The 14,110-nt window shown below is 43.4% G+C and carries 10 protein-coding genes; 8 read left to right on the top strand and 2 right to left on the bottom strand.

Annotated features, from left to right (window positions below):
* Positions 1 to 3: 3 nt before the first annotated feature.
* Entirely contained in the window at positions 4 to 666 is a 663-nt protein-coding gene (locus tag WC819_03700; protein ID MFA5986426.1) for an MBL fold metallo-hydrolase, read from the bottom strand.
* A 315-nt stretch (positions 667 to 981) separates the two neighbouring features.
* On the opposite strand from WC819_03700, the gene WC819_03695 reads away from it, so the two are divergent.
* The 8 genes from WC819_03695 to WC819_03660 all read left to right on the top strand — a co-directional run bounded on the left by WC819_03695 (position 982) and on the right by WC819_03660 (position 12,905).
* Positions 982 to 1,707 (top strand): hypothetical protein, encoded by a 726-nt coding sequence (locus WC819_03695; GenBank protein ID MFA5986425.1) that lies wholly within the window; start codon positions 982 to 984, stop codon positions 1,705 to 1,707.
* Between the two features lie 137 nt (positions 1,708 to 1,844).
* Positions 1,845 to 2,420: a hypothetical protein gene (locus WC819_03690; GenBank protein MFA5986424.1), complete on the top strand. Its 576-nt coding sequence runs from the start codon at positions 1,845 to 1,847 to the stop codon at positions 2,418 to 2,420.
* Positions 2,421 to 2,466: 46 nt separating this feature from the next.
* Entirely contained in the window at positions 2,467 to 8,076 is a 5,610-nt protein-coding gene (locus tag WC819_03685; GenBank protein MFA5986423.1) for a DUF2341 domain-containing protein, read from the top strand.
* Positions 8,077 to 8,113: 37 nt separating this feature from the next.
* Entirely contained in the window at positions 8,114 to 8,728 is a 615-nt protein-coding gene (locus WC819_03680; GenBank protein ID MFA5986422.1) for a hypothetical protein, read from the top strand.
* Between the two features lie 82 nt (positions 8,729 to 8,810).
* Positions 8,811 to 9,677 (top strand): class II fructose-bisphosphate aldolase, encoded by an 867-nt coding sequence (locus tag WC819_03675; protein ID MFA5986421.1) that lies wholly within the window; start codon positions 8,811 to 8,813, stop codon positions 9,675 to 9,677.
* A 71-nt stretch (positions 9,678 to 9,748) separates the two neighbouring features.
* The gene (locus WC819_03670) at positions 9,749 to 10,996 is read left to right on the top strand and encodes a hypothetical protein (protein ID MFA5986420.1); all 1,248 of its coding nucleotides are present in this window, start codon (positions 9,749 to 9,751) and stop codon (positions 10,994 to 10,996) included.
* A gap of 41 nt (positions 10,997 to 11,037) precedes the next feature.
* Complete coding sequence (tgt, locus tag WC819_03665) at positions 11,038 to 12,150, top strand: tRNA guanosine(34) transglycosylase Tgt (protein MFA5986419.1); 1,113 nt, start codon at positions 11,038 to 11,040, stop codon at positions 12,148 to 12,150.
* 29 nt (positions 12,151 to 12,179) lie between these two features.
* Positions 12,180 to 12,905 (top strand): polyphenol oxidase family protein, encoded by a 726-nt coding sequence (locus WC819_03660; protein MFA5986418.1) that lies wholly within the window; start codon positions 12,180 to 12,182, stop codon positions 12,903 to 12,905.
* Positions 12,906 to 13,188: 283 nt separating this feature from the next.
* Here the strand turns inward: WC819_03660 and WC819_03655 are convergent, their stop codons facing one another.
* On the bottom strand, positions 13,189 to 13,920 hold the full coding sequence (locus WC819_03655; GenBank protein ID MFA5986417.1) for a helix-turn-helix domain-containing protein: 732 nt from the start codon (positions 13,918 to 13,920) through the stop codon (positions 13,189 to 13,191).
* Positions 13,921 to 14,110: the final 190 nt, after the last annotated feature.

The following is a 14,110-nucleotide window of genomic DNA, read 5'->3' as shown; positions in this document are numbered from 1 at the left end:
TATTTATATGGCTTGCAATAGGATGATTTCCATCGCCTTGTTTTCCAAATCAGCTTTTTTTATAATGAGTTTGTCTTCTTTTTTGCGTGGGCAATTGCCGATCTGTGAGCAAAAATCTTCCTCGTTGCGCAGTGATGGTGCCGAAACACCTTTGATGTGGTATTGCATAGGGATAATGATCTTTGCTTCGATCTTGCGTGCGAGCACTTCTGCTGTTTTTCCATCGATACCTTCCTTGTCCCCGATAGGAAGAAAGAGAATGTCGGCTCCTGCGATCATATTGAGAACGGTTGGAGAAAGATCTGCACCAAGTGCGCCGAGATATGCAATTGTGCAGTCCTCAATGTCGAGCATGAACACAACGGTGTTTCCTCGCAGTTCGCCGTTGCGCGGATCCGCGGGAGCATCCTTACCGATGATGTTTATGCCTTTGACTGCAAATTCGCCGGGTCGATCGATTACAAGAGGTGCGCCACGGAGAGCATCGGCATTATTGAACATAGGACTGTCGTGGGGAATGAGTATAATGTCCGCATTACCCTGTGGCGGACGGAGTCCGAAGCTTTTGTTATAGGGCGCGAAGACAATGGTGACGTCTTCACTGCCACGTCCTGCAGTTTTTGCAATGATCTTAAAACAAGAAAGTCCGTGATATGTGATGTGCATAAGGTGTGAATTAATAAAACTGTATGAATAATATTGTGTAAAAATAAATAGCAAATAGTGCTATTTTTCCTTTATACATCGTAACATATGCAAATAATTTTGTCGATGGTTATTGTTCATTTTTAATATTTGACGTAATGTATTTTTTCATGTATAATGGATGTAAGAAGATCAAAGAGCGGGTGGCTTTTTCTTCAGAGAAAATCGATTCATACATACCTATTTTGGGGGTGATATGGGGTGATTTTCGACGAAGAAAAAAGCATATCCGTTTTTTTGTTTCTTCGCGTAATTAATAATATGCTCAAAAAGCGTATGCAAAAACAAATACAAAAAGGCATGAGCAAAAAACGAGGGATGTATATCGCCCTTGCACTCATGCTATTTGTTGGAGCTCCGGTTCTCGGTGCCCTCGTGGTACAGAACTTCACGCAGTGGGATGTGGTTGTCGATACCCCTCCGATTGCGAAATTGGCCGGTGCTGATGATGCTGCCAGTGATTACCTTACGGTAAATCTCGGCAACACGATCACCAACGATGATAATGGCGATGGTACACCTGGTACAGGTGACACGTTATTGTCACATGAAGAGATCTCATTTACCTGTTTTGCAGGTGACCGTACATATTATACGGATGTGATCCAACTTGATAACACAACAGTAGCAGAGGATTGGGATGTTACATTGACAGTTGAAGCCGACATCAATGGTAATCCTGCAGTTGCTGATACATTTACAGCAGGTGATGCTGATATTTGGTTGTTTACGTCAAATGCTGACAGTACAACACCGATTGCAGAGTTGCCAAACCCGGCAAATTACGGTTCATTGACGAACTGGTATGATGCCGCTCCAAATGATGTAATTCAAATGGAAGTTGTTGCTGGCGCAATGTCAGTAGCAAACGCTTCTTCTGGTGAATTTACGATCCCTGCAGGTGAACAACGCCAGATGGCGCTTGTTGTCGATTGTGGATCAAATATGGTAGATGCACAAACAGGAACATTTCGTTTGACTGTTGCTGCTTCACCAAATTAATATTCACACTACACACTTCTTTGGCCATTAGGCTCAAAGATCTTCTTAAAGCCACATACGGGTGAAAAGACCATTGCGTCGTAGGACGCAAGGAAACTTTTCACCCGTTTTTGCTTATATAAATGACCAAAAAATGTATGCCATATAACCCAAAGCATGATAAAGCCCATAAAAAAGAACGACAGGAAGCGCGATTTTATCGGATGTTATCGCTTGTTTCCATTGCAATCATGGTCATAGCGGCATATACGACATATGGTCAACAAAAAAGAGAAATACTTATTTCACCAGAACCGGAGAAGGAAAAAGTAGCTGCAGAAAGTCAACATGTGGATGTCACGGGAGATCTTTCTTTAGTGCCTTCTGATAAAGAATTAAAAAAAATTCTCAACAAAGTATTGCCGGATACTTGCAAGGATTGTGACGATGCTCCATTGGACTGTCTGGATCGCTATGAAATGAATAAGGCGCTTATGACCGGAGAGCATGGCGAATCAATCCTTTCCGTGGAGGTTATCACAGGGAAGGCGTCAAAAGAATATCTTGTGATGATCGATCTTTCACATAATAATACGGTGATCAAAAAAGGTGGAGAAATCGATAAAAAGGAATGCCTTGAAACGGAAGAGGAGGATGGTGATGTGATAACAGACGCAATCTATGTAGACAGAGGAGATGACCCTGATCAGTCCGATCATGTGACTGTCGATTAAAAAATAGGCCCCTATTTAAAAAATACATATAAAAACAAAAAAAGCGATGCCCCGCGATAAAAAATCAACCATATATAAAATAGGATCTGCCGAACGTACGTTCGGGGGCTTTTTTGGTTTTTTGCGAGAGGTTAAGCGAAATACTCGTCGATTTATTGCAAAAAAGACGGCACAATGGCGTGTGCAAAAAATGTTGAAGAGTAATTACGTCCATGTAATACAAAAAAAAGAGAGGTCAAAAAAGATTGATCATCAAAAAATGATCACACAGATCGGGCAGATGCATGCGTATCGTGGTATTGCTGCGGTTTTTGCCGTAAGTTTTCTTGTTCTTGTGATCATCACATCACAGTACTATGGACCACAATTTATTGAGGCAGAAATTCGCGTTCAGAATTTTATGGAGAGCGGGAACATCGTTCAAACAGGAATTCAACTTTTAAAATATGAAACGCGGTCAGAAGGAGATATTGATTCCAAGGCGGAGTTTGATAGTGGTACATATACAAGTGGCAATTTTGAAACCGGCGAGAGTGATCTTGAGGCTTTTGATGTGGCGGATGATTATTTGACATTGGGACATTTTGGTACAATTTCACCGGATACGGCACAGCATGATTGGTGGAATGGGGAATCATGGGTATATCGCAAGTGTTTTGATATTGATCATACTACTTCTGGTGCAGAGGACGAGGAAGAATATCAAGTATATCTTGACATGGATACGGCAACGCTTGTTTCAGCGGGTAAAATGCAGTCTGACGGAGATGATATTCGCTTTGTGGATGCAGACGGCAATGTTTTGCCATATTATCTTGCTGATGACATGAACACGGCATCAACGCGCATTTGGCTTAAAATGGACAATATTGATGCGGGAGTAACAGAGGAAGTATGTATGTATTATGGGAATGCAACAGCAACAAGTGTATCATCGCGTCAAGATGCATTCACGTACAGTTCTCAAGAAAGGATCTATTATGTAACAGCTAATACAGCAGAAGGAACTGTGACGGATGCCGCAAGTTATACGAGTAACAATCAAGTATCTGTCGGTACATATGATGGTACGCTTGCGCAATATGCGCGCGTGCATTATCCAAGTAGCGGGACTGCACCGACATTTTCACAAACCACGGCGATCAGTGCAACAGATCCGATCAATGGAGAATTCAATGCCAATGGTACGGATACGTTGGTGCCGGTGTCTTTTGCGGGGACGAGTTTTGTCTATCGTATGGATCTCTACACCAATGCATTTTCATTTATTTCGCCGTGGTGCAATGCAACCGTGGAGGTGCGCAATGAAAATAATAATATCGTCACAGGCGGATCGTTTACGGTGACGCAGGGGAGTTTTTATAATCTCACCACAACGAACAATGCGGCAACCGGTATTGCAAATGACAGTGCAGTGATGGTGGAAGTAACAAACGGATGTCCAATCATGGGAACACATCACTCAACCGCAAGTGAGGCAAGTATGCCACTGATCCCTGCGGCGACGGAATGGTATGGTGTCCCATCCGGTAATATGGAGCTTGCAGCAATCACAAATGGTACGACAATCAACGTTTATTATAGCAATAATACTTCAGCCACATATAATTTGAATCGTGGACAAAATGTATATCTTGCCGTTGCAGGGTCGGAGGGCTCTGAAAACGCCATGCGCGCGGTATCAAATTATCCGATCGGTGTAAACGGCAACAATGACACGGATGGTGCGGAAATGCAGACATTTCTCCCAGTTAACGAGATGGGATATCGTTATTATGTGCCACAGGCGATGCAATATTTTGCTGTTTCGACGCGTGCTGGTATCTCAACAACAGTAAATCTCTACAACAATGGAACGCAGTGTGGTGTAGGTGTGCCAAGTGCGACATCCACAGTTACGCCAACGGGTAATTATCCAGGCAAGGTGTATTTTGGGTCGACAACTGATGGCGCAAATATTGCTGCTGGTGCATGCGTGGTCGCTGATCATCCGATTGCGGCATATTATGAATACGCGACACAAAATGATGAGCACAATATTCTCAATGAAAAACAAAACAGACAATTTCAATACGGTGTGTCGCAGAGCGTTGGTGTAGTGGAATCCGGTAGTTGGGATGTGGAGGGCATTACACAACAATGGTCACGACGTATTCCTGTGACGATCACAAATACGTCTACCGCTACACTCACTGATTATCAAGTGCGCGTTAATGTCGCAACGGATGCATCTGCGCTTTTTGCTATTGCACAATCTGATGGTGGCGATATTCGTGTTGCTGGTGGCGCAGGAGATGGGAGTGATGGTATCCCATATGCACTGGAAGAATATAATGGGGCCAGCTCTACGGGTACAATCTGGGCAAAGGTGCCAACGGTTGCCGCCAGTACGACAACAACATTTTATATTTATTCTCAGCCAGTTTTGACTCTGCAGACATGTAACGAATCGGAATTTAACGAAGGTACATATGACGAAACGCAGTGGGACGGCACTGATGAGTGGACGGAGCTGACAAGCGCAGGCCTTACGGCGGGTATAGGAGAATACCAATCAGAAGTTTTTGATGCGGGGTTACTTGCTTCATGGATCGATCTTACATGGATTTCCAATTACCCGACATTTAAGGAATTGCCAAACAATCTCGGGGAAGAAGTGGATTATGGCGATGGAGATGTGGATATGAGTACAAATCTATTTCTCGTGCATCTCAATGAAAGCAGCGGCACGATCGACAATACGTCTGGCGTAACGAATGATGGGACATATAATGGGGCGCTATGGAGTCAATCTGGGAGATTTAATACGTCCCTTGGCTTTGACGGCGTGGATGATTTTGTGGATTTTGGACAGGATCTCAGCACGGTGATCGGTGGCACGGGAAGCGTGAGTTTTTGGATGAATACAACGCAAACCGGTGCAGATGTGCCATGGACTGCGCCAGGCATAACGGGTTCCGAGCAAGCGAGTACGGGTAACGATGTTTTTTGGGGATACATTACTTCGACAGGTCGTATCGCGATTCAAGCGGGAAACACGACAGGCACACAGAGCACGACAGTGATCAATGATGGCACATGGCATCATGTGGCTTTAACGCGCAATCATGTAAGTGGCGCTGTGGAGGTATATGTGGATGGTGTATTGGAAGGGACCGGTATATCGGAAACAGGGATCAAAACGCAGTATTTCAATAGTATCGGTCGTATTTATGATTCCGCCGGTTCACACGGATGGTATCGGGGTCGTCTTGACGATGTGGCTTTTTGGAGTGATATCATGAGTCCGACAGAGGTTTATGATCAATATCGTCGTGGTGCGAATCGTCTCAAGTTCACGGTGCGAAGTTGTAATGATAGTGCATGTAGCGGAGAGACATTTGTCGGTCCGGATGGTACCGCAGGTACGTATTATGCAGAAGAAACAAATAGCACGCTTACATATCCGATCTCATCGATCAGTAATCAAACGGATAATCAATACGTCCAATATCATGTGGATTTTGAATCAGATGATGTGTTGATGAGTCCGGAGCTTGAGTGCGTGCGTGTCACATATTTGGGCGATCCGCTTGAATCGACAGGCGATTATAATGCGATTTTCCACACAGAAGCCGTAAAGCCAAATTATTATATCGTAGATTCACTTAGTGCTGTGCAACAAATGGTGGTGATCTCATTTCGTGATGGTAATGATGTCAGTGATGGTGTGACAACGCGACGCTTGGACGAAGGAGAAATGGTGACATTGCCGTATGCTATTGGCGTGGATCAATATGACTCATATGACGTGACAGGACCGCTTTCGATAGGATTTACCGGCAATGCCACAGATTCTGCAATTCCAATATCGTATGCTGGTACGGAATTTGTTTATCGTGTGGATGCGGGCACGGATGTGTTTAGTTTCTACGCGCCGTTTTCTGGTGCGAGCGTGCAGATCCAGCAAAGCAGTACAACCGGATGGACGACATTACAAACCGTATCGGTGGGTGCGGATTCTGTGATTACCGTCACGCAAGATATTATCAATGGGCGGGCATTTCGCATTATTTCTGATCAACCAATCTTGGGATTTCATCAAGCGTCTGCGGATAATTCATTTATCATGTATCCGACTGCGCTTGCCTTGGAGCAGGATTCCGGGCGATATGAATTGTATGGTGTGGCAAGCGGTACATTGAGTCTTGCATCGAGTAGTACAGCAAATGTGACGTTGTATCGTAGCAGCGGCACGACATCCAATATTACATTGAATGCAGCGGGAAATTTTGTGTATACAGAATCCGGTAGTGGTGCGCAAGGAACGGCATATGCATATCATATTGTCTCCGATGCGCCAATCGGTGCAACAAGTTATAATGATGGCGATGGGACGGAGATGGTTGTTTTCATCTCGCAAAAAGAATTCAGTGAAGAATATGTACTACCAAACCCCGCACAATATATGAGTATTGTCGCCAAAGATCCGTCAGTGACGTGTCGTGTGTACAATGCGTCCGGTGTAGAAGTGACAACTGATGGTACGGGAACGATGAATTACATTCCACCGCAAACAGGTGGTACACGCGTTGACCCATACCCAAACAGAATTATCATCGGTGGCACGGATACGTCAGATGGTGCACTTTTTGCCGAAGGATATCGCATGCAGTGTACACAGCCGGTGTATGCATATTACGAACATCATCTGAGCGCGACGATCACCGATGAAACAAGCTGGCTCACATGGCCACAGGTGCGTAAGCGTTCCAGCGTTCAGCCAATTGTAGAAGATCCTGATATCGTGAGCGAGCAAGGACTGTATTATCCATCCGGTCGCACCGGCACAGATTTTGAAGCATATGCAGAATATACTTTTGATACAAGTGCAATGATGTACGGTGAGCATACGTACTGGCGTGATGTGATTTGGGAAGAGGTCATCAATTCGCGCAGTGCAGAAAACAGCGTCGATCAGCTCGATGTAGAAGTGGCTTATGCAGATCCGACACCAAATTGTAACAGTGCAACATATAGTGCATATGCATCTCCCACAGTCACTACTCTGGCAACAGCCACAGATACGTCATTGCCATATGTGACATATACGACCAACACACAGCGCATAATGCTTCCCGATGCATTCAGCGATCACAGCTGTGTGCGTGTGCGGACATATTTACGCACAGGTGATCAAGCGTACGCACCGCGGGTCAATCAACTCACTGTCGGTTATTATATCCCGACACTTCTCGAAGATCAGCTAAATAATCCGACAATTGATGTTGCGGGAGCGACAAGTGGATCTGATGAGCGCTATCGTGTTGTCAAAGCGATCACATCGGATCCAAATCTTGTAAACTCGCGCGCATTTATGACATATAATGGTACGTCAAATGCCGGTGTATTCACGCAGGCGGATACGGACTTGTTTGAAAATCCGACACTCACGATCAATCCGCAATTTGCATTTCCGCCGTTCCCGGGTTCAGTGCCGGTAGAGGCGGCTACAGATTCGCCGTTTGACGCGAGTAATGATGTAAGTATGTATTTTACACACGAACGCACATCGGGAGGCATTGAAACGATGGATTATGTTTTTACTGTGGATATTACTGGTGTAGGAGGTCCGCGTATTACGCGTGATCTGCAATTGGAGATCAGCGGAATATAATGTATAATGTGTGTTGTAGGAGGTAATATTGTTACATATGCCTACGATGCATACAACAAATATCAATACACAATTTGCCGACCGCACGTGTTCGATGTTTTTTTCGTGGGATATTCTGTTTTATCATGCATTTTTCGTGTCATTGTATCTTTTGATCTTTCGCCTATTTTTTACATTTCTCTTTGCATTTATCTTTGTGCAACAGTGGCATGTGGAGAAAGCGTGGGGATGGTTTCCGATCGTCGCATTCAACTCTGATATTGAAACATTCACAAAGATGAATTCCTATGCCATTGTCTTGACAAGCATTGCCGTGCTTAGCTTATTTATTTTTCAGATCTTTGCGCACTATCAGTCACAGCGGATGTATAAGATTTACGCATGGTATCTTGGTGTGGTGATGCTTTTGGTGCAATATGCAATCCTCATTTATATCAATGCATTGGTACGATTTTCGATCAGTACGGATCTCTGGTTGATCTTTGTGGGCATTATCCTTTTTGCGACGTTCATGTTATATCTCTGGTGGCGATTCATTCGGCAGTGGAAATTCCGCCAGTATTTCAAAAAATCTATCGCTGTTCGTACAAAAGATGAGAAAAAAACAAACAAAATTATGGCGAAATTAAAGAAAAATTTAGTGAAAAGTTGATCAATAATATCGCTGAAAAAAATTAAATAGTAAGATAACCATTGTCGTCACACTATACATGTGCGGTCATGGTGAAAAAAACATGCATAATCTCAAAGAATATCTCGATAATGCGCGCCAATCAAAAAATGCTATTGGACATTTTAATATCTCCAACATAGAGACATTGTGGGCGATTTTTGACGCTGCGCGTGCGTTGGATCAGCCGGTTGTCATCGGCGTGTCGGAAGGTGAGCGAAATTTTATCGGTGTACGGCAAGCGGCGTCGTTGGTGCAAAGTCTGCGCCATGAATTCGGTTACCCGATATTCATCAATGCGGATCACACGCATGATTTTGAAGGGGTAAAAAAAGCAATTGATATCGGTTTCGATAGCGTCATGATCGATGGCTCTCAGCTTCTCTTTGATGAAAATGTCGCATTGACAAAAAAGTGCGTAGAGTATGCACGACAAATTCAGAAAAAAGAAGGGCGTACGATTTTAGTGGAAGCGGAACTGGGTTATATTGGCACATCATCGACAATTCTTGATGCGATTCCGGATGGAGCTGGTGCAGATATGACACCTCCTGATGTGGCAGATCGATTTGTGGAGATGACGGATGTGGATATTTTTGCGCCGTCGGTGGGTAACATTCATGGCATTGTCACATCCGGTAATCCGCATATTGATGTCAAACGCGTGCAGGATATCGCGGCACAGACCACGTGTCATTTGGTTTTACATGGTGGATCAGGTATTAGTGATGCGGATATTCGCGCAGGTGTTCATGCGGGCATTTCGATCGTGCATGTGAATACAGAGATCAGAGTGGCATTTCGCGAAGGTCTGGAAAAGGGATTGAAAGAAGACAGTACGGTTGCGCCGTACAAGTATATGGACAAGGCGCGCAAAAGCGTCTATGATGTTGTATATAAAAAGATCCAACTGTTTGCGAATTTTTCGTGAATATAATTTTAAATAAAAAACGAATATACTTTATGTACAAAAGACTATTGGTATTTTGTTTGGTGTTTTTTTTGCCAGCATTTTTTGTTTTCGCGCAGGACACTTCTATACGACAAACGACGATTGATTCAGATATCAATATATATAGCAGTGTTGCAACACAAAACAAGGCAATGATGATTGTTTTCGTGCGGGATGGGTGTAGTGCATGCAAAAAGCAAGAGGATTTTTTGACTTCTGACCCGACGATCAAAGAACTTTTTTCTGTGACGTTTCTGGATATTGGTGAGTCGCAAAACAAAAAAATGTGGGAAGCCCTCGTGGAGAAACATCAACTGTCAAAAGTAACACCAATCACACTTATCGGTGGAGATGTATTGGTGGGTTTTAGTGAAAAAACAACAAGTAAAAAAATATTTGAGCATAAAAACGATCACACGCAGTACGACATTGCCTACTATTTGGATAAGACGGAAAATGCTGACAATGGCGAAGCGTCAGTCTGTCAGGTGGATAGCAGTTCTTCGTGCTCTGTGGATGCATCGGCCGATTCTTCACAAACGCAGGAAAACATTATGACATTGCCATACTTTGGCGAGGTAAATGTCAAAGAGACATCATTGTTTCTCATGGCATCTGTACTGGGATTTATCGACGGTTTCAACCCATGCGCGATGTGGGTGCTTCTCACATTTCTTATTATTCTCTCTCAAGTTGGTGATAAGAAAAAGATGATCTCTTTGGCAGGTATATTCATCCTCGCGGAAGCAGTGATGTATTTTATGATCTTGAATGTGTGGTATCAGACATGGGATTTTATCAGTCTTGACCAGTGGGTGACGCCGGCTGTGGGACTTTTGGCGATCGGTGCGGGAATGTATTTTCTCCATAAAGCATACAAAAATAAGGGTAAATTGACATGTGATGTGACAAGTTTAGAACACCAACAAAAGACCACACAAAAGATCCGAGAAACAGTGAGTAAACCAATGACGATCATCACGATTATTTCTGTGCTTGGCATTGCATTTTCTGTAAATATCATCGAATTCGCGTGTTCTGTGGGTATTGCACAATCATTTACAAAGATCATGGAGATCAATTCACTGGGATTTTTGGGACGGCAATGGTATATCTTTATTTATTCCCTGTTTTATATGGTGGATGATTTTCTGGTTTTTGGTTTGGCGATTGCCGGGTATCAACGATTTCATTTGGTGGGTGCGAAATACTCGCATCTCTCTACGATTATTGGAGGAGTTTTGATGATCATTATCGGTATCCTCATGACATTTTTCCCAAATCTTTTGGTCTTTTGATATGAACGATCAATCAATAATATTTTTTAATAACAGTGCGCATGGTTTTTGATATCGTACGAAAAAATGAACTGTCCCGCACGGGCGTTCTTCACACACGCAAAGGTGATCTTGCAACACCTTTTTTTATGCCGGATGCCACACGTGCAAGTGTGCGTGGTTTGACTGTGGAGCAGCTAAAAAGTGTCGGGGTGCTTCCGATGGTGGTCAATACATATCATCTCTATTTGCAGCCAGGAATGGAGTTGATGCAAAAAGCAGGTGGTGTGCACGCATTTATGCAGTGGGATGGACCATTGCTCTCTGATAGTGGTGGCTATCAGGTATACTCACTGATCCACAAAAATGCACAGATGGGAAAGATCACGGAAGAGGGTGCCGTGTTTAAAAGTGTATTGGATGGCTCACAGCATTTGCTCACACCGGAGAAAGCAATCCAGATCCAATTTGATCTCGGTGTGGATATGATGGTGCTTCTCGATGATCCGCGGCCCAATGATTCGTCGCGAGAAGTTTTTGCTTCTGCAGTAGGGCGTACGGTCCGATGGGCACGGCGATGCAAAGAGGAATTTGAGCGGCAGATCGTTGCGCGCGGTCTGACGGATGTGACGCGACCGCTTCTCTTTGGCGTGGTGCAGGGCGGACCGTATTTTGATCTGCGACAGGAATGTGCTGAGGGGCTCGTTGCTGTGGGATGCGATGGATATAGCTTTGGCGGACGACATGTGGACATGGAAGGAAATTTTATGGAGGAGATGGTGACAAAGACCGCATCGTTCATTCCGGAACATGCACCACGGTTTGCGCTGGGCATCGGCACACCGGAAGATATCGTGCGGTGCCACAATGCCGGATGGGATCTGTTTGATTGTGTGATCCCGACGCGTGAGGGACGGCACGGACGACTTTTTGTGCGCAAAACAGCAAAAGTGAAAAGTGGACAAGACTTTTATAAGGCGATCAACATTAGCAATGTGCAGCACAGAGAGGATTTTACGCCGATTGATCCGACGTGCGATTGTTATGCGTGCACCAATTATACGCGCGCATATATCCAACACCTCTTTCGTGTGAAGGAGCCACTTGGTGCACAAATGGCGGCACTGCATAATTTGCGATTCTTTATGCGATTGATGGAAGATTTGCGTCAATAAATAAAATGTAAATAGTAAAAAATATTTTTATGTATAGTTTTTTTGATAATGCACAACAAAATATCGTCGCGGCGATGTCCATAGCACAGGATGGTAATATGAAATTGCGCGAAGATGAAATGCCTGAAGATGTGATCAAAAATCGAATCACGTTCTGTGAAAAATTATGCATTCCGTATGAAAATTTCGTCAGTGCGTTTGTTACACATAGCGCCAACGTTGCGGTTGTGGAGGACACAACAAAAAAGTTTTATGAGAATACAGATGCGCTTGTGACCAATAAAAAGAACATCTATTTGTCAGTTACGACTGCGGATTGTTTCCCCGTGGCTCTCTATGATCCTGTTGCGCAAGTGGTGGGTATCGCACATGCGGGATGGCGCGGGATCATCGCGGAGATCATTCCCGCAACGATCGGCACAATGGTAGACCAAGGTGCAAAACATGAGGATATCGCACTTGCGATCGGTCCGGGCATTTCACAAAATCAGTTTGATTTTGATTTCAAGGAATTGATCGAACAATTTGGCTTTTATAGTCAAGACAAATACATCGTACCAGGGAGCACTGTCGGCAAAGTGCGTGTGAATTTACAACAAATGATCCTGGATCAGGCACAAAATGCCGGTGTAAACATGCATAAGATCAAGGGATGCACGGCATGCACATTTTCCGATGAAAATCTGTATTCCGCGCGTCGGCACGGCGGTGACTCGTTCAGTGCGATGTTGAGTGTGGTGGGGATGCGAGAATAAGGGAATACCGCATATAGTGTACGGATTTTTGTTAAAAAAGTCATAAATAGAGGACTTGCTTTTTGTATAAAAGTGTGCTATAATGGTATCAACGGGTGAGTAGTGTGTCGTTTGACGACCATTGCTCATTTTTTGTTAAATAATCATCATTTAGAGGCAAAAACAAAAACAAAAATAAAAACAAAAATTGACACTTCCCACCCGCTGTGTCATTTTTTGTTTTAAGAAGTGCTGTAGTTGTTCGTCACCCAGGATATTTCTTTTGGCAATGCAGGCGATCCATCTATGGCATCAAGTGCCATTGCGATTCAAAAATTGTTTTTAGTGTATTGTGCATGCTTTGACTGTCGATGATCAGCCCGATCTTTTCATTGTATGAAATAAGCGATGTCTTTGATTTTCCATAAATAATGATATCAGTTTCGAGCGCGATATTCTCCGCGTGCATCATTTTAATCGTCCAAAACATCTTAGTATTTTTCTTTTGCAGTTTCTTGTAATGGTCGCTTTCCGGGGCGATCATATTAAAGTAGATTTTTTGTGCGATTCTTTTTGGCGTGAAATATGTTTCAAAATATTCTTCGCCAATCGTATGACAATAGTTTTCTGTGCACCATCCCATCATTTTTGTCGCACCGGCGGAAAGTTCGTCTTCAAGAATTGTTTTAATCCCACCGATGCCGTCGAAATATTGGATTTTTGGTTTTTTTTCAATGAGATTGGATATTGACAAAAGTTCGGGCATGATTTTTTCCAACGCGCCCTTTTTCTCATCCAATTCACTTGCCAATCTTTTTGGCGTTTGGGCAAAGTAGAGCTTTTTCTTTTTTACAGCAACTGTGCCGATCAAACCTCTTTTCTTGAGATTTTCTAAGACGTGATATACTGTTGTGCGTTTTACTTTTGATTTTTGTGCGATGCGCAGTACACCCGCTTCTCCAAGCTCGAGGAGTGCCAGATAGATTTGTGACTCTTTTTGGTCAAATCCAAACGTCAATAGGTCATTTTCCAGCATATCTTTAAAATGTCGACAAAATCGACAAAAAATAATAAATAATAAACACCTTTATTATAAACAAAAAATAGACAAAAAGAAAGTAAAATAATAGGAAATGTTGAGTTACAATGACTTTATTTGAATAATATGACACAATACCACGTTGATGCAAGGATCAACGTGTTCTTTATAGGAAAGGTGAGAGATA

The sequence above is a fragment of the Parcubacteria group bacterium genome, from assembly GCA_041660065.1.
Lineage (GTDB): Bacteria > Patescibacteriota > Minisyncoccia > Moranbacterales.
The sequence above is the reverse complement of the archived record's forward strand: the minus strand, read 5'-3'. Positions and strand labels throughout refer to the sequence as shown.